A 23,280-nucleotide genomic window follows, 5' to 3' on the forward strand; every position below is an offset into this window, starting at 1 on the left:
TAAAGTGCATTGGTTACTAGGCAGAACGCAAACAGATGAATTTATTGATATCATTGAAAACAATAAACCTAAAGTTATTGATGTTGTTAAAGATTTATATTCAACATTTAATACCTCGCATTTTTTAGAGGGTGTTAAATACTATTTCAATGAAAATGACATTCTGAATAAGAAAGTATATGTTTATGATGAATCAGGCAATAAAACAATAGATCTTGATGCTACAAAAGATGCATCGAAAATTCCTTCGGGCTTTCACAAGATATTAGTTGACCAAAAGGTAGGATATCTTGCTGGGGAGCCTCTTTCTTTTGGTTCGAAAAGTGATAACAAAAAGGCACTTGAACTCATTGAGGAATTAATCGGTGAAGAATTTGAAGATACATTACCTGAATTAATATTAAATACTTCAAACAAAGGAAGAGAGTGGCTTCACCCTTATGTAGATGAGGATGGAGAATTTCAACACATTATCATACCTGCTGAAGAGTTCATTCCAATCTATGATACAAAGCGCAAGGATAAACTTGTTGCTGGTATTAGATTCTATAAGGTTAGCGACAATACAGTTAAATTAGAATTATGGACTCCAGATGATGTAACCTACTTTGAAATGATAAACGGTGAAATATTTATTGATGTTATAGAAGAAATAAATCCATCTCCACATTTTTATCAAGGTGAAGAAAGTGTAAGTTGGGGAGAGGTTCCGTTCATTGAATTTAAGAACAACGAATTTGGTGTTTCCGATTTAATCTTTTATAAAAAACAGATTGATGGGTACGACAATTTAATCAGTACTACCCAAGATACGCTTGAGGATATTCAAGCTTTAATCTATGTGCTAAAAGGATATGAAGGCGAGTCTTTGCAAGAATTTAAAACCATGCTTAAACGATATAGAGCAATAAAAGTTGAGGCAGATGAAGGTTCAGGTGTAGATACGTTAAGCGGTGATGTTCCTGTTGAGGCGTATAAAACACAACGTGATACCTATACCACTGATATTTATTCATTTGGTCAAGGAGTTAACCCTAGTCCAGATATTATCGGTAATGCTCCTAGTGGTGTGGCGTTACAAAACCTATATTCATTGCTAGATATAAAAGCGTCTATGCTTGAACGTAAGTTTACCAAGGCTTTACGAAAATTCATGTGGTTTGTAGCTGAATACGCTAAATTAAGTAAATTAGGCGAGTTTGATTATCGAGATATCACTTTCACTTTTAACAAAATGATATTAACAAACGAATCTGAAATTGTTGATATGGCACAAAAGAGCCAAGGGGTTATCTCGCAAACAACAATCTTAGAAAATCATCCTTGGGTTAAAGATGTGGCATTAGAACAACAAAGATTGAAAGATGAGCAAGATGCTTACAGTAACTCTTTAGGTGGATTAGAGGGTGATTAACCTATGAACCAACAAGAAATTAAAGCAGAAATTGAAAAGCTAATTCAAAAAGTTGAAACGGACATTGAATTAGTCTTTTCCTTGCGTTTACAGAACATATTAGATGAATTGAATAAAATGTATATCAAGTTCGTTAAAAGTGATGAGACAAGCTATACAGACTTAAATAAGTACAATCGATTATCGAAAGAGCTAGATAACATAGCTAAAGAGTTAACAGAGGATTATAAGAGCATTGTCAACATGATCACTGATATGAATGAAACAATTTTTGTTGAGAATTACTTGAAATCAGCATATCTTTTTGAAGTGTTTGCAAGTACAGAGATGGGCTTTGCTCCACCAGCTAAAAGCCTTGTACAAATATCATTAAGGAATGCTATTAAGTATCTAACTTTACCTTTAGTATTTGAAAGACATCGAAATGAAATAGTTCATAGGTTAAACATTGAGATATCACAATCTTTAATGGCTGGTGAAGGATACTGGAAAATGGCAAAACGCATTGAAAATGCAGTCAATTTCAGTAAGAAAAAGGCTAGGGCTGTTGCAAGGACAGAGGGAGGGCGTGCATTATCTCTTTCAGATGAACAAGTTTATGAACAAGCGAGCAAACATGCAGTAGTAACGAAAGTATGGTTATCAGCACTCGATAATGATGTTCGAAATGCTCATAGGAAACTTGATGGAGATAAAGCCGATAAAGACGGTTATTTTCACTATGAAGGAATGAAAGCGAAAGGGCCACATCAATGGCATGTTGCTAAGATGGACATTAACTGTCGATGTGTAGTGATTTATCTAGTAAATGGAATGCTACCAGAGCTCCGAAGAGGTAGAGATTATCGTGATGCGAACTATCAACAAAAACTTGCCGATCGTATCGATAAATATATGGAACAAGGTTTAACTTATGCTAAGGCTCTTAAAAAGGCACAAAAAGAGGTTAAACCACCAAACATTGTTGTTCCATTCCAAACATATGAGGAGTGGGAGAAGAAATTTGTTACGTAATCCCATACTATCTACTAATTTCCATTATACTGAAGTGAGAAGGTAGTAGGTGGTGAGGAAATGAGAGACGAGCAAGTGAAGAAACTTCAAGAAAATGGTCAAGGTTGCTTAGCTAACCTCGAGGCTTTAGGTGGTTGTTTCTTTATGAGCATTATAGGGATTCCAATAATTCTTATTGGAGGTTGGTTCCTATGGGAGATAATAAAGTTTTTAATATTTGAGATGGATTGGGGTTAAGTCGTTCTAGCGAACGGCTTTTTATTATGCTCAAAATCGTCTTTTAGCTTTGTAGACGTTAAAGAACAAAGTCTATACCTATCGTGCCGTTGCACGTTAAAAGCGAATAGGAGGAAGAAAGATGAACAAAGAAGCACTCATTGCATTAGGTTTAACAGAAGAGCAAGCAGATAAAGTAATTTCAGGATTCGGCCAAATGGTTCCTAAAAGCCGATTGGATGACAAAATCCAAGAGGTAAACGACTTGAAAACTCAAATTACAGATCGTGATACACAGCTTGTAGATTTAAAAACAAAGGCAGCAGGTAATGAAGATTTGCAATCGCAAATTCAAACTTTACAAGAACAAAATAAAACAACTGTTGATGAATATGAAGAAAAGCTTCAGAAAAAGGACTTCAACTTTGCTCTTACGGAAGCGCTACGTAATGCAAAAGTTAAGAATCCATTGACTATCAAACCGTTACTGAATCATGAAGTACTCAAACTTGATGGTGAAAAAATATTAGGTCTTGATGATCAATTAAAAGCTTTAAAGGAATCAGAGTCATATTTATTTGAATCTGACAAACTCAAAGGTAAAACGCCACCAGGAGGAGGCCAACACTTACCGGGTGGATATGATAAGCCTAATCCATTTGCGAAGGATTCGTTTAATTTAACTGAGCAAGGTATTTTATTACGTGACAATCCCGACTTATACAACCAATTAAAAGCTCAAGCAGGGCAATAGGAGGAATTAAATTATGGCAATTACACGTATTGCAGATATTATCCAACCAGAGATTTTTACTAACTATGTAACACAACGGACTATGGAGTTATCGAATGTATTAAACAGTGGCATCGCAACAAACGATTCAGAATTCAATTCTTTAGCAAGTGGACCCAACACTCTTGTTAACATGCCTTATTTCAATGATCTTACTGGTGACTCAGAAGTAATGTCAGACGATGGCTCTTTAACACCAGGTAAAATTGGTACTAGCAAAGATGTAGCTCGTAAACAAGGACGTGCAAAAGCTTGGGGAGCGAATGGGTTATCGGCATTGCTTTCTGGTGCTGATCCAATGGGAGCAATCGGTAATCTCGTAACTAATTATTGGGCTCGTGATCGTCAAAAAGTTTTACTTTCAACTTTAAAGGGTGTATTCGCTTCAACATCAATGTCTAAAAAAATCCATGATATTTCAGGTAATGCTGATGCAGCTGCCTTATTTAGCGCAAATAGCTTTCTGGATGCAGTTCAAATCATGGGTGATGCAAAGGATTCTTTAGCAGCTATTACAATGCACTCAGCAGTCGAAACCTATCTTGCTAAGTTACAACTAATTGAGTATGTACAACCTGCAGGGCAATCAGTTCGTATTCCTTATTTCATGGGCAAACGAGTGATTGTAGATGATGGCATGCCTTTCGATACAGGAACAGGTGTGGCAGAAACATATATCTTTGGTCAAGGCGCATTAGCTTGGGGTAACGGTAAACATCCAAATATTATTGAAACTGAAACTGATCGTGACACGATGGCTTCATCTGGTGAAGATTTCTTAATAAATCGTAATATCTACATGCTTCATCCACGCGGTGTGAAGTGGACTGAATCATCAGTTGCTGGTGATTTCCCAACAAACACTGAATTAGCAACTGGCGCTAACTGGGAGTTGGTATACGAACCTAAAGCTGTACGTATGGTTGATTTCAAATTTAAAATCCAATAATCAGGGCGCTGATGCGCTCTTTTATTATGAAAGGGTGATTATATGGGAGCATATACATTCCGACGTGCTCGAGAGCGGTTAGTAGCAAAATTAAAAGAATCTGATACCTATTCATACGAGCAACTAAATGATATGAAGGTTCCGCAAATCAAGGAAATCTTAGATTCTAAAAAAATTGAATACAAATCTAATGACGCCAAAAAAGAATTAATTGCTTATTTAGTCGAAGTACCTGAGGATAATCAGGACACGAAAGATCCAGTAGACCCAACAACTACTAATGGTGATAACAATGTGGACCCCGACTGATCAAGAAGTAAATGAATTAATTTTAATTAATAGCGATATTTCAACACCAGAACGAATTGAACATTATCGAACACTCGCACCAATCTATTATGATTTAGCTTGCGATTATTGCAATAATACGTTTGATATGGCTGAATCTTCAAAAGTAGTGTCAGCAGTAAAAGTATTTGTAGCAAAAGCAATACAATTTTACACACAAAAAGCTGGACTCACTTCACGTTCAATGGGTACTGTCAGTTATTCCTATACAACTGAGTTACCTTCAAGTGTTATGAAACCTTTAAAGCCTTTCAAGAAATTGAGGTGGTAGTATGAATGATGAATTTCCACGCCTTGTAGAAATATACGAGTTAGTGCAAGGCGAAGAAGACGATTCAGGTGGATTTGGTGAAGATGAACCTAAAACATTGTTTCAAATGATGGCCTTTGTTGATACACCAACTAGCCAAGAACAATATACAGCTATGCAAATGCAGAATCCGTTAGATCGGTTTATGTATTATCCATATCGTAAAGATGTTTTAGAAACGCATTTTGTACTTTGTGATGACGATAAATATAAGATAGCTGGAAAGCCAGAAGACCAGGGGGGAATGCATGAAATCATGCGTGTACCTTTAAAGTTGGTGAAGAAATGAGCATTACTCGTTTTGGTAGTAAAGAGCTTGAACGTGCATTAAATAAATGGTCTGACAAGATTGAAAAAGAAGTAAATCGTATTATTCACGAAACAGCACTTCTCATACAAAGTGAAGCAAGAGCACTGGCACCTGAATCTTCTGGCTATTTACGAAAATCTATCGTAGTTGATACATCTAGTGATGGATTGAGTGCACTTATTTCCGTTGGTGCTGATTACGGAATATACATCGAATATGGTACAGGTATTTATGCAGTAAATGGAAACGGAAGAAAAGACGGTTGGGTATTCTACAGCGAGAAATATGGTGAATTTGTATTTACTAAAGGAATGAGACCACAACCTTTCTGGTTTCCAGCTATTGAAATCGGTAAAAAATATTATGATCAAGAAATGAAAAAGCTAGGACGGTGATTGAGTGTCTCTTGCATTTGCACCTACTCAAAAAGCTATATTGGATAGGGTGCGTGGAGATATTGATGTCACGAGCCTACTCAATAAAGCTGATAAACAATCAGGAATATATGATTATGTATCAGAATCAACTCCATATCCTTATATAGTTGTTGGTGAGCCTAGTATAGATCCACTTGGTATCAAAAATAGTGAAGTAGTCGATTTAATGATCACTCTTCATATTTGGAGTAACTACAAAGGAAATAGTGAGGCTTATAAGATTTTATCTGCTGTTCATGAATCCTTTAAATACAAATTGAACATTTCAAGCTATAAAACAGTTAAAACATCATACCGTGACGCCAAAGTCTTACCGGACATTGATGGTGTACACAGGCATGGCGTTTTTACATTGCTTTTAACATTAGAAAAGGAGCGTGCATAGAGCATGACACTTAAAAACGGTAAAGATACGATTTTATTAATTCAAAAAGCCACTGCAGCACTTGGGGAATCTGCATTTGTTATTGCACAGCAAACGGACTTATCTCACTCAATAGAATCTGAAATGAGTGACGAAAAGACGAAATTTGGACGTATTGTAGCACCGGGCACTGTCTCAGAATCTTTCGAGCTAACGGCATATGGAGATTCAGATGATAAAGGGCAAGAGCTTATCATGGAAGCTTTAAAAAATGGTGAGCAAATCAAAGCATGGAAAGTGGATTTAGTACTTAACTCGAAAGGAAAGCATAACGCAACATTTGCTTATGGATACTTTGAATCAGCAGATGAAAAATCCGGAACGGAAGGTTTTGTCGAAATATCAGGCACCATCCAAGTACTTGGCCAATCACAAAAAGGTGAACTGGATCCATTACCAATCGAAGTGATTGAATTCGGAAAATACGGCTTTGAAAAACCTGGTGAAAAATCAGGTGAGCTAGGTGGAACACAAACTGAACAACCTGCAGGTTAATGGGAGGGTTTAACCCTCTCTTTTTATACAAAAAAATTATAATTGGAGGAATTAAATATGTCATTACTATTAAAAATTGGAGATAAAGAAGTACAAGGTAAACCATCATTTGCGTTTTTAAAATTAGCAGATGCCAAGTATGGAACATTTCAAGAGAAAACAGGGGAAATGACAGGCGGTTTAATGAACATACTTTCAGGTGTTATTGAAGGTGACGTTCAATCGGCAGCAAAGTATTGGGATTGTGCTACAGCTCATTTAAAAGAGAAGCCTACAATCGAAAAAATAGAAGAAGCATTAGAGTCTCGCATTGAGGTTGACGAAGATACAGAACCGTTACTAAAAGAAATTTATAGTGAGTTAACAAACTCAGGTTTTTTCAAAAAGACGGTCAAGGAATTCTGGAAGAATCTCGAGATGATGAAAGACTTCGGCAAAACAGAGGAAGAGAAAGCGGACAACAAAAAAGCTTACGATCTAATGATGGAGAAGAAAGTCGAAATCGAGGCATAGACTTTGACCAACTAGCAATTGATGCGATCCAGCATTTAAATATCACTGATTTAGATTATCTTTATAGCCTAACACCAAAAGAATACAACAATCTCATGAAGGGCGCTATGCTCCGAGATGTTAAGAATTATGAAGATATGGCAGTTCAAGCGATATTTACAGCTAGAGCACAAAATGAAAAACGTGTGAACGTTAAGAAGTTGTTTAATGCTGAAAAAGTACGTAAACAAATACTAAATAATCAATCAGAAGTAGCTGAAGAGAAAGACTTTACTCTCTTTAATAAAGCGAAAGAGGCAATGAAAAAATACAAGATAGGAGGGTAATTTATGACAGAACGCTTTAACGCCATTGTTGGCGCCAATGTCAAAAACTTTATTGCAAAAATGCGAGAAGTGCATTCAGCACTGCAAAAGACTGCAACGGGTGCTAATGCGGATATAGGTGCAAACGTGAAAGCTTTTAATGCAAAAATGACACTTGTACGTCAAAGCTTGAGAGATGTTGAATACGCAAAGTCAGAAGCATCTATAAGTGCTGATATTTCGAGTTTTAACCGAACAATGGCAGTGTTAAAAGCTAAAATGTTAGCACTTTCTAGTAGTGAAGTTGTAGTTCGTGTTAAGGCTGACTGGAGCAACTTCCGTGAAGGCTGGAGAGCCGGACAAGAAATGATGGGCAAAATCGCTACAAATATGCGAAACGTTGGAGAGATCATTGGTACATCTCTACAAGGTGCATTTATTTCTATTATCCCGGCTATTTCACCTCTTATAGCAAATTTAGGTGCCTTGATTGGTTCTCTTGGTCCAGTGATAGGAACAGTTGCGGGTCAAGCTGCAGGATTAGGTGCAGCATTTACAGTTGCTTATGCAGGTATGGGTGCGGCAGCAATGATGGCTACATCAAACATAAAAGCACTCTACGAAAAGAATGCAATATTAAATGAATCGCAAAAGCAAACAAAAGCAGCTATTGAGGGCGTTAAAGCTACATATCAAAGCTTAACTCAAGCGACACAAAAACCAATTTTATCAGCAACTAATAAGGCAATGGAAATTACAAAGTCATTGCTAAATGAGTTAAAGCCTTTGTTTGTGAGTAGCGCTCAAGCTGTTGATAAATTGATGTCTAGCTTGCAAAAGAATATCAGCTCCCCACCAATACAAAAGTTCTTAGACTATCTGAATACTACCGGAGCTCCAATGCTTATAAGATTTGGACAAGCGTTTGGAAACGTATTTAAAGGTATGGCAAGCATGTTAACTGCATTTGCTCCACTTGCTGATAGCACATCAAAAGGCTTTTTAGAAATGACTAAATCCTTTGCAGATTGGGCAGCAGGATTAGATAAATCTAAGAAGTTCCAAGCATTTATGGACTATGTACAAACGAACATGCCAAAGATCAAGTCGATTTTTGCTGATGCAATCGCTGGCATAGTCAATACATTTGCTGCATTTGGTCCTATGTCATCTACCATGCTCACAAGCTTGCAAAATATGATGGCAAAATTCAGAGAATGGTCATCGACATTATCAGAAAATCAAGGATTCCAGAAGTTTTGTGACTATGTGGTTCAAACGGCACCTTCTGTTATGGCTTTAATCGGAAACTTAACAACGTTCCTAGTAAATTTAGGCATCGGTATGGCTCCACTAGGTGCAAAGATTCTTGAGCTTGCTAACAGCTTTTTATCTTGGACCAACAATATGATGTCTAGTCATCCAGTCATAGGTCAAGTTATAGCAATTGTTACATCGTTGACTGGCGTAGTTATGACATTTCTTCCTTGGATTCTATCTGTAGGTACTGGATTTGCTAAGGTCATTCCTTCAATAGTTTCATTTGCTACTAGCATATTTAGCTTAATCCCAAAAATCACATCTGTTGCAACAACTATCATTAGTTTAGCTTCTAAAGCACTCCCATGGCTTATCCGTGGATTTAGTGCACTTGCTGGTCCAATCGGAGCAACTATTGCAATAATTGGTTTATTAGTTAGCGCAGGGGTAATGCTTTATAAAAACTGGGACACAATAAAAGCTTCATTGTCTAGCACATGGAACAGCATTAAAGCATCTGCGGTTTCAATCTTTACTGCAATATCTAACTTTTTAAAGAGTTGTTGGGAAGGTGTTAAAAACTTCACATCGACTGTGTGGAATGGCATAAAATCCACTCTTTCTAATCTCTGGAATGGATTGAAAAGTTTAGCTTCTAGCTCATTCAATGCTGTGAAAACGACAATACAAACAGTGTGGAATAATGTTAAGAGCGTAACATCTAGTGTTTGGAATGCTATTAAATCAACACTATCAACCTTATGGAGTGGCATAAAAACACTTGCAATAAGTTCATTTAATAGTATTAAAAGCACAATTCAGAATGCCTGGAATAGTGTTAAAAGCCAAACATCTAGCGTGTGGAACGGAATCAAGAGCATCATTTCATCAGTATGGAATGGCATTAAGAGTGTTGTTTCTAGTTCTTTAAATACTGTGAAGACTGTAATTTCAAATGGATGGAATAGTGCAAAGAGCATAACCTTAACGCTTGTGAATGCTATTAAAACAGTAGTATCAAACATCTTTAATACATTTAAAGATGTTGTTTCTAAGGCTATGTCAAAAGTTAAAAGTGCTATCGAAACGGGCTGGAATACAGCTAAATCATTCTTGGATGGTATTAATCTGGTAAGCGTTGGTAAGAACATCATACAAGGTTTAATAAACGGTATTACATCTAAAATTAACGATGTTGTTAGCACTGTGAAAGGCCTTGCTAACAAAGTGACCAGCACGATAAAAAGTGCTATGGGTAAACATATATGCCCCTTATGTGCGTGAGCATATAAGCAAACCGAGAATATGCTGGAAACTCCTAAAGCTAACGATACCAAAGCGTGACAATTCGTTAGATGTAACAATGGACAATCAGCAGGGATAGGTGAGAAATCACAAGCCCTCAACGACTACCAATCGGCAACTCAAAAGAGTTGATGGTATAGTCTAGTCCCTTTTAAATATAGCGAAAGCTAGGGTGTACAACGATTCACTCACCATCCCGTGTTACGCATGCACTTGGTGAGCATACCGGTCAAGGTTATGCAAATGGTATTAGTAACAAGGCTTCGACAGTTGCGGCAGCAGCTAAAAGAACAGCAGCAGCGGCAAAGCAAGCGTTCAGCGAAAGTGTACGCGGATTAGATTTAAAACTGCAAGCTGGATCCATTGATACAGCTAGTTATGTTAAGCAAATGCAAGAGTTAGCGGAAAAATATAAAAGCGTGACCAATGCAACTGCTATTGTTCAAGCAAAAATTGTTAAAGCTACAACGAAAGAAAATAAAGACGAACTCGAAAAACGATTTGAGCACGACAAGCAGTACTACGAGAAAAAAATTAATACTGGAAAGCTGTCAGCTGTGAGAGAAGTAGAAATACTCACTGATCTATCGAAAAACTATAAGAAAAATAGCGAAGAGCGAGTATACTTTGAAAAAATGGCAGCTGATAAAAAGCAAGAGATTTACGATAAATTAACTTCCTTGAATCAAGAGTACACTGCAAAAATTCAAGAAGCGAATCAGAAGTTAATTGATGACGAAAAGGCTTTAAATGATGAATATAAGAAAGCTGTAGAAGATCGTGCAAATTCGATTAAGAATTTCGTGGGATTGTTTGATGAAGTACCAGCTGCTGTAGAAACAAGTGGGCAGCAATTAAAAGCAAACTTACAGGCACAAGTTGATACAATTCGTTCTTGGTCAGAAAACATTGCAGCTCTTGCAGAAAAAGGAATCGATAAAGGATTACTAGAAGAATTAAGAGCTATGGGACCAAGTGCTGCAAGTCAAATAGCAGCTTTAAATACTATGAGCACATCAGAGTTAACAGAATATGTCGGCTTATGGCAAGAAAAATCGAAACTAGCTACAAATATAGCAAAAACAGAATTAACAGATATGCGTGCAGACACTGACGCACAGATTGCAAAGTTGCGAAAAGATACGAAAAAGCAACTGAAAGAATATAACTCAGAATGGCAAGCCGAGATAAAAAGTATAACTGGAACGACAAAAAATGAGTTTAATGCTTTGTCAGCATCTATGCCAGCAATCGGCAAGAATGTCATTAAGGGTATGCAACAAGGTTTAACTGATATGACACCAGCTTTAGTTAAACAAGCTGATAGTATAGCTCAGAGTGTAAAGAAAACGATTCAAAAAGCCTTTGATATTCATTCCCCATCGAAATGGGGTAAAAGTTTCATTGGTAAAAACCTTGTGTTAGGGATTATCAATGGTATTAGCAACATGCAAGCTAAAGCAGTATCTACTGCATTGGAATTAGCAAACGAAGTTAAACAAGGGCTAACAAGTGATTTAGTACAAAATGATGTACTTGGTTACACTGCAGCATCTACAAGTGCAATTAGTAAAGAGTTGAACGTTAATGTCAAAGTAGATGTAAATGGTGATGATAACAATGGAAAAGGTGTAGGTGTGGTCAATCAAGAAGTACACTTGCACAGTCCAAAAGAATTGAGTCCATCTGAAAATGCTCGTTTGATGAAAAAACAAGCTCAAAAATTAGCACAAGAATGGGGGTAGTCATCATTGGAAAAAGTGATATTTACGAATAGTCGTGGAGAGTCCGTTGAATTTGGTGACTCTCCTTTTTATTTGCAAAGTATTAACTTAGGAGGAACAGCAGCTAATATCCAAAAGCAAAAAAGCCCTTTTTTGGATGGTTCTATCTTTCTAGATGCCTTACTGGATGACTTAGAAATAGAGATAGAATTTTTGATTAATTATCCGTTCGGTGGTTACGGGGATATATCAAAAGCTAGGGAACTGATAAGCCGTGTATGTAACCCAAAACTAGGACCTGGGGAGCTCACATACACCAACGAATACGTAACTCGAACAATTAAATGTGTATCAGAATATGTACCTGATTTTCCAGATGGTGAAAGCAGAAAAAGTGTATTGCAAAAAGGGAAAGTTACATTTGTCGCACATGATCCATTCTATCAAGACCAAACAGACGAAAACTATAAACTCGAAGATTTTGTTGCTCATTTCCATTTTGCATTCCATTTTCCTGTCAGATTTGCTAGTCGTGGTGACTCAAAAATTCTAACTAATAAAGGTCATGTACCTACTCCAATTTTAGTAGAGTTCCGAGGCGAGGCGGTTAACCCCAAAATTACAAATTTAACAACTGGGGAGTTTATTAAGGTTAATCGAGTGATACCAAAAGGTTATACGCTAGTTATTAATACAGATGAACGCGAAAGAGACGTAAAGATTATTGCACCAGACGGCATCGAGGAAAACGCAATGCATTATATAGACTTAGAATCCTCCTTTTTTATGCTACAACAAGGTGATAATCGTTTTAGTTTCATTACTGATGGAGGGCGTCCAGAAGTATACGTGAGATATAAAAATAAATATTTAATCGTTTAAAGGAGGTTATTACGTGGCAGAACATTTTAGCTTTTTTGACCCTGTGTTAAATGAAGATGGTACTTACGATAGAGAATATAACGCTCAAGAATTTACGGATTACTTTGGTGCATTGGTGACTACAGGAGTCATGAAAGGCGTATGGAATCAGTTAAGTGTAAGTGCTGATGGTGCTAGTATGCAGGTGAAACTGAACACTGGGGTGGCATTCGTGGAGGCTCACTATTATAAAAATGATAGCTTATTAACCCATGTTTTAGATACAGAAGTTGTGGGTAAAGACAGGATTGACCGTATTGTTATTAGACTAGATTTAAGCACAGAAGCAAGGCACGTAAAGTCATTCGTTAAAAAAGGTGTAGCTAGTGCTAGCCCAGTTCCACCAGTATTAGCTCAAACACCTAATCTATATGAAATATCGGTAGCACAAGTAAAAGTAGTTGGTGGGCAGACATTTATTAGTGCATCTAATGTAATTGATGAACGCGGTAATGATGTTATTTGTCCATGGGCAGGCTCGAAAATATTACCTAACTTCAATAATGATGCAATGGCAGAACATGTTAGTAATACCCTTTTGCATAAACAAGGGATAGGTAATATTCAAATTGGCGCTAATGCGAACGCCGAAGGTGTAAACACCATAGCAGTTTTTGGATGGTCTTATAAAATAGAATATGTTAATGACACTACTAAAACTGTAACCCTCACTACGGTAGAGAATCTTGCTGTTGGTGATTTAGTTATGATAAAGAATTATGGTGCAGTACTGGTTAAAGATATAAAAATTAAAGCTATTAATGGGTTGAACGTAACTCTGGAAACCAATGAACAGCTGGCATCTCTCAGACAGTTTGTGCTGATTAAACAACGACAGGATTTTACATCATCTTATTCCATGCATGCTGAAGGAATGAATTCTGTATCGACTGGTTATGGGTCACATGCTGAAGGTGTAAGTTCAATAGCCACTGGTAATGCTTCACATGCTGAAGGTTCAAATACTGTAGCTAGTGGTCCATCATCTCATGTTGAAGGGACAGTAACGATTGCGAGCGGTGATTCAGCGCATGCTGAAGGATATCAGACAGTAGCTAGTGGTCTCTATTCACATGCTGAAGGAGACCAGACAGTAGCTAGTGGTGGTTGGTCACATGCTGGAGGTAGTAAATCAGTTGCTTCTGCTAACTCGGCTTTTGCTATGGGTTATGCCACAAGAGCTAATGTGAATTACGGCATGGCTTTTGGACAAGTTAATAAGGATATGGCGGTAACTGATGCCTTGGTGATAGGAAACGGAGAGACTCCACTTGGATCAAGGAATGCTTCAAACGCCTTTAGGGTCACAACTCTAGGTGCCGTTTATGGAAAAGCAGCTTATAACTCAACAGGAGCCGATTACGCAGAGTACTTCGAATGGCTGGATGGTAATGTTGATGCTGAGGAGCGTCAAGGTTTCTTTGTCACAATGGATGGAGACAAAATCCGAAAAGCTACTTCAGATGATGACTACATTTTAGGTATAATATCAGTCAATCCATCAGTTGTTGGAGATAGTCATCAAGATGCTTGGAATAGTCAATATGTTACTGACGAATGGGGTCGTATTCAATTCCGCTATGTAGATATTCCTGACATGGTCGATAGCGATGGAAAGGTAATATGGGAAGCTCATCAAGAGTACAGACCTATATCGAATCCTGAACATAATTATGACGAAGAATACATCCCAAGGGAACAACGTCCCGAATGGTCGCCAGTTGGTATCGTTGGTAAATTATTAGTTCGTGATGACGGAACATGCGGAGTAAACGGATTTTGTAAGCCAAATGATGAAGGTATCGCTACATCGTCCACAGATGGGTATCGAGTTATGAAACGAGTATCTGAAAATATCGTACAAGTTTTTATTAAATAACTGGAAATACAAAGCGCTGAATAAGCGTTATTTTTATGTAAAAAATAGCTGAAATTTATTAAAGGTATCTTTCTTCTATTTGTCGAAATTTAGTAGATAGAGAGGAAGGATTATTGTGAAATTAGATGAAATTAGTTTCGTCCAAGAGGAGATTGCGGCGATAAATAGAACTTTAGATATGTCTTCGGAAGTTCTGCATAAACCATTAAATGAGCTAGGTTTTAAAATATTGAAAGAACTAAATAATCACGATCCAGGTACAGGTTTTAAATATTACTCAAGAGAAAAAGGTTCATCGTTTCAAAAGTATCCAAACGTTAGGGTTGCAGACATTCAGGAGCAATTAGGAATAAGTAAAGATGAACTGATTAATGAATTTAGAGTTTTGTTAATTAAGAGGTATGTAGATTTTAATCTTCCTTTAACAGAGAAAAGGAGAGATATGTTAAATTTAATGCCAAAAATGGAAAGTGACACTTTAAAATATGGTTCAATAATAGAAAATATTTTTGAAGAAATATATTACATTACGTTAACTGAACGTGGATTTTTAGCGATGATGGACTACTCAATTAAAGAAATGCAATTATTAAAAGCAGTTTTAGAAGAGCTTAACGTTCGAAATAATAAGCAATTGGATGAGTTAAAAAGAGTAGATACTGAACGTGTCGAAGCAATTCAAATATTAGATAAAAAAATGAAAAGTACAGATAATGCTATTAGTAATTTTAATAAAAATATTTTTACTATTTTTTCTATAATGTTAGCTATATTTGCAGTAATAGGTATTAATGTAGCAAGTATACCTAAAATAGATAGTAACTTTGTATTTAATATAATCGTAGTTAACTTTTCGATATGTTTTAGTTTGGTTGTTTTATTCTATTTAATGAATACTTTGATCTACAAAGAAAAAAATAATGCACTACTAATATTATTAGTAATATTCTCAATAACATTTATTTCTTTAGGTTTAACTAAATTAATTTAGAAGTTGAATTGAACAAAATATTTAAGCACAACACAGTATGGCCCTTCCACAGTATTTGTGGTGGGGCTTTATTTTGCCATGAAAGTAGGTGCTACATGCTACCATTAAGAATTATCGACCTGAATTTCAAACTAATCGAAGAAGTTAGCTTATACGGATCTTTGCAGTTAACACGTAAACACCATGAAATCGGTGAAATTGAACTGAAAATTAACAGATATGTGAAGGGTGCAAATGAATTAACAAAGGACAGAATCATCTTTCCTCATAACCAGTTGCATAAGGTCTATCAGATTAAGCATAGAGAAATCGAGCTTGATGAAAATGGAAAGGAAACAGAGAACTGGATTATCAAAGCGAAATCATTAAAATCATGGCTAACGCAACGCTTAATACTTCCACCAGTGCATACAGCTTATGTTAATAAACAAGGGAAAGCAGAAACGGTTATGAAGTATTTCGTTGATATATGTGCGGTTAATCCAGTCGATGCAAAGCGAAGAATTCCTAATCTAGTTATTGCACCTAATCAAAACCGTGGTGATACAATTAGTCGCTCAGCAAGGTTTGATGTACTATCAGACGAGCTAACAACCATATCCCAACTTAGTGGTCTAGGATGGAATATCAGTGTAGATATAAAGAATAAACGCTTTGTATTTGATGTAAATGAGGGTGTAAATCGAGTAGCTACACAACGGGATAATCCACCTGTCATTTTCTCTCCGGAATTTAATAGCCTTAAATCTATGGGGTACACAGAATCATATCTTGACTACAAAAATATGGCGTATATTGCTGGACAAGGAGAGGGGGTAGATAGACGTGTCATCTCAATTGGTGACACTGCAACAGGCTTAGATCGCTATGAATTATTCGTTGATGCTCGAGATGTAGAAGAGACTCAAAGTGTAGATACAGTGGATGAGGAAGGTAATCCAACAACAGAAGATGTGCCTAGACCTGTCGCTGATATTGTGGAGGATTTAACTGACAGAGGTAATGAAAAGTTAGAAGAACATAAGCAGGAGATCTACATGGAAGGTCAAATTCTCACAAAGTCACCATTCATTTATGAGCGAGATTGGGATCTGGGGGACATTACTACTCAACAGAATAAGAACTGGGGTATTACAATGGATGCTCGTATAACCGAGGTCAAAGAGATCTATGAAGCCGGGAACCCAAAACGTATTGAAGTTGTATTCGACAAAGATAAGCCAACATTCATGAATCTTATAAAGCGACAGTTTAAAAATATGAACCCTGTGATTAAGCAATAGATAAAATATTACCCAAAAATGATATGATAAAATTTTTTAAATATTATAATATTATTATTGGGTCAATCTTCATATATAATTTGATAGATAATATTACCTAAAAGGAGAGGTTGGATTGAAAAGCATATTTAAGATAGTTATAGCAGTTGTGCTTATTTTAAGCATGATAATACCTTTTTCAACATTAACTACAAGTGCAGCTAGTCAAGCAACAGAAGCTAAAAACAAAGTTAGTTATTTGATGGATAAGAAAAAACTATATACTTATATGATAGATGGTCATATACCAATGACGTATAAGTTTCAAAAGAAAGTTGGTCAATATGATTATTGGACGGAAAGTGAGTCTTCTTTTGGAATTAGAGAAACTAAAAATGGATTATTTGATGATGGTTGGCGTGGTAAACTTTTAGCATATCCGGTTAAATTAAATAAATCTTGGAACAGTAGCAAAGATTTAGGCTCAAATTTAAAAATTATATCGATTAAGAAGAAGGTTAAAGTAAAGGCAGGTACTTTCAAAAATGTAGTAGTAGTAAAGGAAGTAATGCCGGAAGGTAACGAAAATGATGAATATTTTTTGTATTATTATGCTCCGAATGTTGGTTCTATTTTAGAAACTTATTATGGTGAGCTTAGCGGATATAAAACATACAAAATGAAAGAATTAATTAAAATAAAAAATAAATAAAAAGGATGTGTCTTCTAGAAATATCCCTTTTTAATTTGAAAATTTAGTGAATTGTAATCTCTATATAGGAACATGATGTGCAGCTAAACACAGTCAATCGACTAGCGTTATTTTTATTGTCAAAAAATAGACAGATTTTAGCAAATGTATACTCTCCTTTTTGTCGAAGTTTAATAGGTAAAGGAGGGATACTAATGGATAAAGAAGAGCTATTTGAAAGAATAAAAAAAGATAACGGTAATACAATTGTATTGGGATTTAGTAATGGTAAAGCAGTAAATGCTACTATTAGTTTAGCTTTAGAGTTAGGAAATGAAGATAGAATAATAGTAAATGAATTAACAAGAAATGACGATTTTTCAGTAACAATCAAAGCATATGTAAAATAACTTTTAAATTCAGCACATCCAAATTGGGTGTGCTTTTTATATACACAAATATAAGCCCTTTTACGGCTTATGAAAAGTAGGTGCTATATGGGTGAAGAAAACAAATTAATGCTTGATATATACGAGCGACTTGGTGGAATTGACGCAAAGTTGAATGGAGTTAATGAAGTGAGAATAACAGCTAGTCGAGCTGAAGAAAAAGCAGACAAAGCACAAGATATTGCAGACAAAGCATTAGAAAGTACGAAGAGTGCCCATCATCGTCTAGATAAAATAGACAAAATTATTTGGTGGGTAACCACAACAATTATTGGTATGGTTATTGCCGCATTAATCGGGTTAGTAATAAAAACAACCTTGTAGGAGGTCATTAGCATGACAGGAGAAAAATTAAAACAATATATTGGACTTTTTGGAGGGTTGCTATCGGCAATCCTTTTATTTTTGCAATCACTAGGTTATACATTTACTTGGTTTACGGATGAAATTATTGATGCTTTTGTTAATGCCTTATTAGCAACAGTACCGTTTGTGTTAGTCATTTATGGAGTTTGGAAGAATAGTTATATCGTAACGAAACAAGCACGTGAACAAGAACAACACTTAATAGAAAAGGGGTTAAAATAATGGGGTACATTGTTGATATTTCACATCATCAACCAAATAACAAATTCAATTGGTCTACATTTGCAAAGAATGTGGATCTTTTAATAATCAGAGTGCAATACGGATCCACAACAATTGACCGTGAATACAAAAAGCACGTGGCTTCAGCTAAAGGACATGGCATCCCTTTTGGTCATTATGCATATGCACGATTTATTAATGTAGAAGACGCAAAACAAGAAGCGAAAGATTTTTTAGCACGAGCAGATAAAGATGCAAAGTTTTTAGTGGTAGATGTAGAAGAACAAACAACAAAAACAAAAGCAGAAATGTTACCAGCAACTCAAGCTTTTATCGATTATCTACAAGCACATGATCATCGTCCTATTGGACTTTACACTGGTCATCACTTCTATGAGCCATATAATATGAACAAGGTAAAAGCAGACTTTTTATGGATTCCACGTTACCCGCTTAAACCAAAGTACGCTTGTGATTTATGGCAATACTCAGAGTCGGGTTCAGTGCCAGGATATACAGGTAAATTAGACTTAAATCGTTTGAATAGCAATAAGTCACTTACATGGTTTATTGGTGAGGCTGTAATAAAGAAAGTAAGTAAACCTGTAAAAACATCTTCTACAAACAGCAATATTTCAAATATCAAAGCTACTAATACCGTTCATACAGTTAAATCTGGAGATACATTAAGTGCCATTGCTCATAAAAATAATTCAACAGTCGCGAAGCTTCAATCGTTGAATGGAATAAAAAATCCAAATCTAATTTATGTTGGTCAGAAAATTAAATTGAAATAACGTAGGCTGTTAACTATCACTGAGCAATTGCTTTTTGTAAGCTATTATTACAGTAGAGGATTACACCTCACAATGTATGCTTTGCCTTTACTAAAACATTTACTTTACCTCCAATTTAGTTTAAAGGAAAGAGTGTTGCTCAGTTTTCATCCTTTCAAATGCCCTGTCGTCCACAGTGATGATTGGGTATTTTTTTATTTGCAAATTTAATAGGTATAAATATCTATAATATGGTACTATAAGTAACGCTAGGAGTGTAACGATGGAAAATCAGATAGAACAAATGAAAATGGAATTTAAATTGCTTAGTGAAGAATTAAGAAAGCTAAAAAAAGAAATTGTGGAAGTACTTGAAAGTTTAAATACATAAAAAGTAATTAATATTTATCTAAATTAGGTGACAATCTTTGAGCATTAACATGATTTTGCATAAGTTGTTATTAAGGTAATGGATAAGCTATATACACAAATACTTGTTTATATTTCATATTCTTTACCTATGAACTTTCTTTACCAATACCTCCTTTGGGGATTTGCCCTTTCTTCTACAGTTGAAGAGAGGGATTTTTTTATACTTGAAATAAGAACGATTGTTCTATATAATAAAACAAAAACAAACAGATGTTCTTATTTTTAAAAGGAGGTAACATTGTGAAAGAACAGTTATTAAAAGCGATGAATCGTAATCAATTAGTAAACATTATGTATATGTCCAAAACAGGTGAAAGCACGAAAAGGCGAGTAAGGCTTACTAAAATTAGTTGCGATAAGTTTCAAGCATTTTGTTTTCTAAAGAATTCTAAACGTGCTTTTATTATTGAAAATGTTCTTGCAGTGTTGCCTGTTACCTATAAGGAGCGTGAAGTCATTTGAGTAACGAAGAGGAATTATACAATATATATGAAGATGCTAAATTAAAAGATCGCGGTAACATCAAATGGTCAATGGCTATGATGATGCCTGAACATGTTGCACTATTACAGAAGGAAAGGGAAAAAGAAAATTACATTACAAAACCTGAATTAGATGAATGGGAACTTGAAGACATGCAACAGAATCTGATTATGGCTTTAAACTCTAAGATAGAACTTGAATATAAAGTTTGGAATGACGGAAAATTTGATTTCCACAGGGGAGTTATCACAAGAATCAACGAACAAACAAAAGAGTTTTATTATAGTGATCCATTCTTAAATATTCGTGGTCCAATTAATTTGAAAGAAGTAGTTGATATCTCACCTATTGATTATAGAGAAATTTAATTGTCAAAAATTGGTCAAACACTAATAAAGGTCCACCTCCTAATTTGTCGAATTACAGATATTAGGAGGTGGAGAAATGGATAAAAAATACTTAGTTTCATTAACAATGGTAGATGGACAATTCTTAGAAATACTTACAGATACAGATATAATGCAGTTAGAACCATTGCCTATACCAGGAACAGAAATGATTGTAATTGACGATAATATTATGATTAATATGTTAAAAGTAGAGGAAATACACATTTTAGAAAAAATATGATGAATACATACTTACCCCTCAACCATTAGGAAGAGGGGAATTTTTTATTTTATCGGAGTACCAATTCTTTATTGTTTCTTTTGCATTTTCATTGGTTATTTCTTCATCCGTATGAATAATAACCAACTCTCGTATTAAATCTTGATTTGCTTCAAGTGCAACCTCTGGATCGGTATAATTTCTACTATTAATTATTTTGTTTATGTATGGTGTAGATGTATCTACGAACTTCGCTAATTTCATTTGAATTTTGCACCTCCATTTATCTTAAGATAACGTTCTATGAAATCTCAATAAATCCTTCTTACTTATAAAAAGAACGCATATGCGGTCTTGAGTTTCTTCTATATTAATAGTTATTACTTTTTAAGTGTAATTACTTCTGTTTCAGTTCCCCAAAAACCAGTTTGCACTTGTAGTTTTAAATCTTTACGTGTATAGAAAGTGCAAAAAAATTGAATTAAACGGCAGGAGATTGTTGGTAGTATCACCTGAGCGATTTGTAGATGTAACAGGAGCTACTATCGTGCTTATGGGTAAAGAATAGAGATACCCTTATCAATCAATAATCTATGGTGTAATGTAAATTTGTTAATTAAGCTTAGAATAAACATTGATTGATTTTATTAACGAGGGGTGATTGTTTATATTTCTTGAGCTAAAATGATATTAGACAAATGTGTATTTACAATATATAATGAACTTAATAAAATCCTTTATAGGAAAAAAGTTGAATTCGCATATTACAAAGAGTAATCGTGTTTGTTCGGTACTTTTTGTAATATGTGAATTTTTTTCTTTTAAAAAGCTTATATATTAATAATTTTTTAATGGAGGTCATTTAAATGACACAAGGTACAGTAAAATGGTTTAACGCAGAAAAAGGTTTCGGTTTCATCGAAGTTGAAGGCGGAGCAGACGTATTCGCTCACTTCTCAGCAATCCAAGGCGACGGTTTCAAATCTTTAGAAGAAGGTCAAAAAGTTGAATTTGAAGTTGAAGATGGCCAACGCGGACCACAAGCTGCAAACATTGTAAAACTTTAATTTTTAATAAGTTAGCTTTAGAATTATCTAAAAAACTAGAGGAATCCTTTAAATAAGGTTCCTCTTTTTTATTTAGTTCGACTCCAATGTCAATATACATAAAATACATGAATGAGAGGAGTCATTTTGCTTTAATTTAATTAGATACAATTCAAATTAATCTTCGAATAATTCATTAGCTAAGTCCTCAATTTCTTTAGCTAATTTATTTTTTCCTTCATAATCAATTGAGATTTGATCACCATTAAAAACTAACATATCACCGACAGTCGCTTGTTTTGGTAATAATGATTTATGAATATCTTTTATACCATCATCAAACTCAATTACTGCTAAGTCACCTTCAAACCGATCAATAATCCCTCGTTGCATCTAATTTTTATCCACCTTTACACTAATTTTTGATCCAGTTGATGTAAATATAACATTCCCATTTTTATCAGTTCGGTAAACTTTTGTTTTAGCTTTTTTTAATCGGTTTAATGTTTCAGCAGTAGGATGGCCATAGCCATTTGTTTTGCTAACACTGATTACGGCATAAGTTGGTTTTACTTTATTCAAGAATGAAGTACCAGTGGCTTCTTTAGCACCATGGTGGCTTACTTTTAGAACATCAACTTTAGATAGTACACCAGCTTTTAACATATCATTTTCTGCCTGTGTTTCAGCATCACCAGTGAACAGGAATTTCTTTTTACTATGAGTCAGTTGTAAAACTCCACTCCAATCATTTAGATCAGATTTTGTGTATTCCTTAACAGGAGCTAAGAATTTAAGAGTAATATTTTTTGCTTTAGTTGGAATCTCTACACCTTTTTTAGCCACTTTAATTTTTAAGCCTTCTTTTTTAACAGCAGTTAAGAAGTTTTTATAAGCTTGTGTAGTATGTGTAACTTTTGGAGCGTATACGCTTTTTACATTTAGCGAATTGATGACTTCTGCTAATCCACCTACATGATCAGCATCTGGGTGAGTTGAAACGACAGCATTTAAAGTTTTAACTTTTTGTTTTTTTAGGTAAGCTACAACCTCATCTCCCTTACCTTTATTACCACCGTCAATTAATACATTTTCGTTACCAGTTTGAATAAGGATAGAATCTCCTTGTCCGACATCAATAACATGTACTTTTACATTACTTGCAGCACTAGATGGGGATACATAGATAAATAGTGATAAAAGTAGTGAAAATATAACCAATAAATTTAATTTTTTCATTATAAAATCCCTCCTATAAATGAATATACAGTATTCCTAATGTTTTGAGGAGTAGGAAAATAAAGGGGATTTGATTTTGTTTAAATTATTGTTACTG

31 protein-coding genes are annotated in these 23,280 nt (G+C 35.1%); 28 read left to right on the plus strand and 3 right to left on the minus strand.

From position 1 onward, the window contains the following. Window positions 1-4 precede the first annotated feature (4 nt). From ACIQ4I_RS12270 to ACIQ4I_RS12400, 27 genes are all read left to right on the plus strand, one after another. Window positions 5-1,414 (plus strand): phage portal protein, encoded by a 1,410-nt coding sequence (locus ACIQ4I_RS12270; protein WP_403096267.1) that lies wholly within the window; start codon window positions 5-7, stop codon window positions 1,412-1,414. 3 nt (window positions 1,415-1,417) lie between these two features. After that, window positions 1,418-2,428: a phage minor head protein gene (locus ACIQ4I_RS12275; protein WP_403096268.1), complete on the plus strand. Its 1,011-nt coding sequence runs from the start codon at window positions 1,418-1,420 to the stop codon at window positions 2,426-2,428. A 60-nt stretch (window positions 2,429-2,488) separates the two neighbouring features. After that, complete coding sequence (locus tag ACIQ4I_RS12280) at window positions 2,489-2,665, plus strand: hypothetical protein (protein ID WP_403096269.1); 177 nt, start codon at window positions 2,489-2,491, stop codon at window positions 2,663-2,665. Between the two features lie 121 nt (window positions 2,666-2,786). Beyond that, window positions 2,787-3,398, plus strand: a complete 612-nt coding sequence (locus tag ACIQ4I_RS12285) for a phage scaffolding protein (RefSeq protein ID WP_403096270.1) — start codon at window positions 2,787-2,789, stop codon at window positions 3,396-3,398. Window positions 3,399-3,411: 13 nt separating this feature from the next. Next, the gene (locus ACIQ4I_RS12290; RefSeq protein WP_403096271.1) at window positions 3,412-4,386 is read left to right on the plus strand and encodes a major capsid protein; all 975 of its coding nucleotides are present in this window, start codon (window positions 3,412-3,414) and stop codon (window positions 4,384-4,386) included. A 42-nt stretch (window positions 4,387-4,428) separates the two neighbouring features. After that, on the plus strand, window positions 4,429-4,695 hold the full coding sequence (locus ACIQ4I_RS12295; protein WP_403096272.1) for a HeH/LEM domain-containing protein: 267 nt from the start codon (window positions 4,429-4,431) through the stop codon (window positions 4,693-4,695). Further along, a complete protein-coding gene (locus ACIQ4I_RS12300; RefSeq protein ID WP_403096273.1) occupies window positions 4,679-5,005 on the plus strand; it encodes a head-tail connector protein in 327 nt (108 codons plus the stop codon). The genes ACIQ4I_RS12295 and ACIQ4I_RS12300 overlap by 17 nt, the downstream gene beginning before the upstream one ends. A gap of 1 nt (window position 5,006) precedes the next feature. Beyond that, entirely contained in the window at window positions 5,007-5,333 is a 327-nt protein-coding gene (locus ACIQ4I_RS12305; protein WP_403096274.1) for a phage head closure protein, read from the plus strand. After that, window positions 5,330-5,749, plus strand: coding sequence for an HK97-gp10 family putative phage morphogenesis protein (locus tag ACIQ4I_RS12310; protein ID WP_403096275.1), 420 nt, complete (start codon window positions 5,330-5,332; stop codon window positions 5,747-5,749). Before ACIQ4I_RS12305 ends, ACIQ4I_RS12310 begins: the two co-directional genes overlap by 4 nt. Before the next feature lie 4 nt (window positions 5,750-5,753). Beyond that, complete coding sequence (locus tag ACIQ4I_RS12315; protein WP_403096276.1) at window positions 5,754-6,176, plus strand: DUF3168 domain-containing protein; 423 nt, start codon at window positions 5,754-5,756, stop codon at window positions 6,174-6,176. 3 nt (window positions 6,177-6,179) lie between these two features. Then, window positions 6,180-6,710, plus strand: a complete 531-nt coding sequence (locus tag ACIQ4I_RS12320; RefSeq protein WP_403096277.1) for a phage major tail protein, TP901-1 family — start codon at window positions 6,180-6,182, stop codon at window positions 6,708-6,710. A 57-nt stretch (window positions 6,711-6,767) separates the two neighbouring features. Beyond that, window positions 6,768-7,223, plus strand: coding sequence for a tail assembly chaperone (locus ACIQ4I_RS12325; protein ID WP_403096279.1), 456 nt, complete (start codon window positions 6,768-6,770; stop codon window positions 7,221-7,223). Between the two features lie 107 nt (window positions 7,224-7,330). After that, window positions 7,331-7,549 (plus strand): hypothetical protein, encoded by a 219-nt coding sequence (locus tag ACIQ4I_RS12330; RefSeq protein WP_403096280.1) that lies wholly within the window; start codon window positions 7,331-7,333, stop codon window positions 7,547-7,549. Between the two features lie 3 nt (window positions 7,550-7,552). Then, on the plus strand, window positions 7,553-10,072 hold the full coding sequence (locus ACIQ4I_RS12335; protein WP_403096282.1) for a phage tail protein: 2,520 nt from the start codon (window positions 7,553-7,555) through the stop codon (window positions 10,070-10,072). Window positions 10,073-10,512: 440 nt separating this feature from the next. Continuing rightward, the gene (locus ACIQ4I_RS12340) at window positions 10,513-11,838 is read left to right on the plus strand and encodes a hypothetical protein (RefSeq protein ID WP_403096283.1); all 1,326 of its coding nucleotides are present in this window, start codon (window positions 10,513-10,515) and stop codon (window positions 11,836-11,838) included. 15 nt (window positions 11,839-11,853) lie between these two features. Next, window positions 11,854-12,699, plus strand: coding sequence for a phage distal tail protein (locus ACIQ4I_RS12345; RefSeq protein WP_403096797.1), 846 nt, complete (start codon window positions 11,854-11,856; stop codon window positions 12,697-12,699). A 13-nt stretch (window positions 12,700-12,712) separates the two neighbouring features. Next, window positions 12,713-14,617, plus strand: coding sequence for a peptidase G2 autoproteolytic cleavage domain-containing protein (locus ACIQ4I_RS12350; protein ID WP_403096284.1), 1,905 nt, complete (start codon window positions 12,713-12,715; stop codon window positions 14,615-14,617). 115 nt (window positions 14,618-14,732) lie between these two features. Then, window positions 14,733-15,608 carry a hypothetical protein gene (locus ACIQ4I_RS12355; RefSeq protein ID WP_403096286.1) on the plus strand — a complete coding sequence of 292 codons (876 nt, stop codon included), beginning with the start codon at window positions 14,733-14,735 and terminating at the stop codon, window positions 15,606-15,608. A gap of 95 nt (window positions 15,609-15,703) precedes the next feature. Continuing rightward, window positions 15,704-16,891 (plus strand): siphovirus ReqiPepy6 Gp37-like family protein, encoded by a 1,188-nt coding sequence (locus ACIQ4I_RS12360; protein ID WP_403096287.1) that lies wholly within the window; start codon window positions 15,704-15,706, stop codon window positions 16,889-16,891. Window positions 16,892-17,006: 115 nt separating this feature from the next. Next, complete coding sequence (locus ACIQ4I_RS12365; RefSeq protein WP_403096288.1) at window positions 17,007-17,582, plus strand: hypothetical protein; 576 nt, start codon at window positions 17,007-17,009, stop codon at window positions 17,580-17,582. A gap of 194 nt (window positions 17,583-17,776) precedes the next feature. Then, window positions 17,777-17,971 (plus strand): hypothetical protein, encoded by a 195-nt coding sequence (locus tag ACIQ4I_RS12370; RefSeq protein WP_403096289.1) that lies wholly within the window; start codon window positions 17,777-17,779, stop codon window positions 17,969-17,971. An 87-nt stretch (window positions 17,972-18,058) separates the two neighbouring features. Then, window positions 18,059-18,334 carry a hemolysin XhlA family protein gene (locus ACIQ4I_RS12375; RefSeq protein WP_403096290.1) on the plus strand — a complete coding sequence of 92 codons (276 nt, stop codon included), beginning with the start codon at window positions 18,059-18,061 and terminating at the stop codon, window positions 18,332-18,334. Between the two features lie 12 nt (window positions 18,335-18,346). Then, window positions 18,347-18,598 carry a phage holin gene (locus tag ACIQ4I_RS12380; protein WP_403096291.1) on the plus strand — a complete coding sequence of 84 codons (252 nt, stop codon included), beginning with the start codon at window positions 18,347-18,349 and terminating at the stop codon, window positions 18,596-18,598. Continuing rightward, the gene (locus ACIQ4I_RS12385) at window positions 18,598-19,395 is read left to right on the plus strand and encodes a GH25 family lysozyme (protein ID WP_403096293.1); all 798 of its coding nucleotides are present in this window, start codon (window positions 18,598-18,600) and stop codon (window positions 19,393-19,395) included. Before ACIQ4I_RS12380 ends, ACIQ4I_RS12385 begins: the two co-directional genes overlap by 1 nt. Before the next feature lie 651 nt (window positions 19,396-20,046). Continuing rightward, a complete protein-coding gene (locus tag ACIQ4I_RS12390) occupies window positions 20,047-20,268 on the plus strand; it encodes a transcriptional regulator (protein WP_403096294.1) in 222 nt (73 codons plus the stop codon). Beyond that, window positions 20,265-20,657, plus strand: a complete 393-nt coding sequence (locus tag ACIQ4I_RS12395; protein WP_403096295.1) for a YolD-like family protein — start codon at window positions 20,265-20,267, stop codon at window positions 20,655-20,657. The genes ACIQ4I_RS12390 and ACIQ4I_RS12395 overlap by 4 nt, the downstream gene beginning before the upstream one ends. Before the next feature lie 76 nt (window positions 20,658-20,733). Further along, window positions 20,734-20,919: a hypothetical protein gene (locus ACIQ4I_RS12400; protein WP_403096296.1), complete on the plus strand. Its 186-nt coding sequence runs from the start codon at window positions 20,734-20,736 to the stop codon at window positions 20,917-20,919. Between the two features lie 18 nt (window positions 20,920-20,937). Here ACIQ4I_RS12400 and ACIQ4I_RS12405 read toward each other — a convergent pair whose 3' ends face one another. Further along, the gene (locus ACIQ4I_RS12405; RefSeq protein WP_403096297.1) at window positions 20,938-21,162 is read right to left on the minus strand and encodes a hypothetical protein; all 225 of its coding nucleotides are present in this window, start codon (window positions 21,160-21,162) and stop codon (window positions 20,938-20,940) included. Window positions 21,163-21,764: 602 nt separating this feature from the next. Here ACIQ4I_RS12405 and ACIQ4I_RS12410 point away from each other — a divergent pair. Beyond that, the gene (locus tag ACIQ4I_RS12410; protein WP_403096298.1) at window positions 21,765-21,965 is read left to right on the plus strand and encodes a cold-shock protein; all 201 of its coding nucleotides are present in this window, start codon (window positions 21,765-21,767) and stop codon (window positions 21,963-21,965) included. 156 nt (window positions 21,966-22,121) lie between these two features. On the opposite strand, the gene ACIQ4I_RS12415 is transcribed toward ACIQ4I_RS12410, so the two are convergent. Further along, a complete protein-coding gene (locus ACIQ4I_RS12415) occupies window positions 22,122-22,337 on the minus strand; it encodes a DUF3006 domain-containing protein (RefSeq protein ID WP_403096299.1) in 216 nt (71 codons plus the stop codon). Further along, the gene (locus tag ACIQ4I_RS12420; RefSeq protein ID WP_403096300.1) at window positions 22,338-23,183 is read right to left on the minus strand and encodes a ComEC/Rec2 family competence protein; all 846 of its coding nucleotides are present in this window, start codon (window positions 23,181-23,183) and stop codon (window positions 22,338-22,340) included. Between the last annotated feature and the right edge of the window lie 97 nt (window positions 23,184-23,280).

It is taken from the genome of Rummeliibacillus sp. NPDC094406 (assembly GCF_044763875.1).
Taxonomy (GTDB): domain Bacteria; phylum Bacillota; class Bacilli; order Bacillales_A; family Planococcaceae; genus Rummeliibacillus.

Coding starts and splice junctions, on each gene's coding strand:
- ACIQ4I_RS12330 (WP_403096280.1), top strand. CDS start 7,331: ATGCTCCGAGATGTTAAGAATTATGAAGATATGGCAGTTCAAGCGATA.
- ACIQ4I_RS12300 (WP_403096273.1), top strand. CDS start 4,679: ATGTGGACCCCGACTGATCAAGAAGTAAATGAATTAATTTTAATTAAT.
- ACIQ4I_RS12280 (WP_403096269.1), top strand. CDS start 2,489: ATGAGAGACGAGCAAGTGAAGAAACTTCAAGAAAATGGTCAAGGTTGC.
- ACIQ4I_RS12370 (WP_403096289.1), top strand. CDS start 17,777: ATGGATAAAGAAGAGCTATTTGAAAGAATAAAAAAAGATAACGGTAAT.
- ACIQ4I_RS12420 (WP_403096300.1), bottom strand. CDS start 23,183: ATGAAAAAATTAAATTTATTGGTTATATTTTCACTACTTTTATCACTA.
- ACIQ4I_RS12400 (WP_403096296.1), top strand. CDS start 20,734: ATGGATAAAAAATACTTAGTTTCATTAACAATGGTAGATGGACAATTC.
- ACIQ4I_RS12290 (WP_403096271.1), top strand. CDS start 3,412: ATGGCAATTACACGTATTGCAGATATTATCCAACCAGAGATTTTTACT.
- ACIQ4I_RS12410 (WP_403096298.1), top strand. CDS start 21,765: ATGACACAAGGTACAGTAAAATGGTTTAACGCAGAAAAAGGTTTCGGT.
- ACIQ4I_RS12295 (WP_403096272.1), top strand. CDS start 4,429: ATGGGAGCATATACATTCCGACGTGCTCGAGAGCGGTTAGTAGCAAAA.
- ACIQ4I_RS12310 (WP_403096275.1), top strand. CDS start 5,330: ATGAGCATTACTCGTTTTGGTAGTAAAGAGCTTGAACGTGCATTAAAT.
- ACIQ4I_RS12405 (WP_403096297.1), bottom strand. CDS start 21,162: ATGAAATTAGCGAAGTTCGTAGATACATCTACACCATACATAAACAAA.
- ACIQ4I_RS12325 (WP_403096279.1), top strand. CDS start 6,768: ATGTCATTACTATTAAAAATTGGAGATAAAGAAGTACAAGGTAAACCA.
- ACIQ4I_RS12380 (WP_403096291.1), top strand. CDS start 18,347: ATGACAGGAGAAAAATTAAAACAATATATTGGACTTTTTGGAGGGTTG.
- ACIQ4I_RS12320 (WP_403096277.1), top strand. CDS start 6,180: ATGACACTTAAAAACGGTAAAGATACGATTTTATTAATTCAAAAAGCC.
- ACIQ4I_RS12415 (WP_403096299.1), bottom strand. CDS start 22,337: ATGCAACGAGGGATTATTGATCGGTTTGAAGGTGACTTAGCAGTAATT.
- ACIQ4I_RS12285 (WP_403096270.1), top strand. CDS start 2,787: ATGAACAAAGAAGCACTCATTGCATTAGGTTTAACAGAAGAGCAAGCA.
- ACIQ4I_RS12275 (WP_403096268.1), top strand. CDS start 1,418: ATGAACCAACAAGAAATTAAAGCAGAAATTGAAAAGCTAATTCAAAAA.
- ACIQ4I_RS12360 (WP_403096287.1), top strand. CDS start 15,704: ATGCTACCATTAAGAATTATCGACCTGAATTTCAAACTAATCGAAGAA.
- ACIQ4I_RS12335 (WP_403096282.1), top strand. CDS start 7,553: ATGACAGAACGCTTTAACGCCATTGTTGGCGCCAATGTCAAAAACTTT.
- ACIQ4I_RS12385 (WP_403096293.1), top strand. CDS start 18,598: ATGGGGTACATTGTTGATATTTCACATCATCAACCAAATAACAAATTC.
- ACIQ4I_RS12375 (WP_403096290.1), top strand. CDS start 18,059: ATGGGTGAAGAAAACAAATTAATGCTTGATATATACGAGCGACTTGGT.
- ACIQ4I_RS12305 (WP_403096274.1), top strand. CDS start 5,007: ATGAATGATGAATTTCCACGCCTTGTAGAAATATACGAGTTAGTGCAA.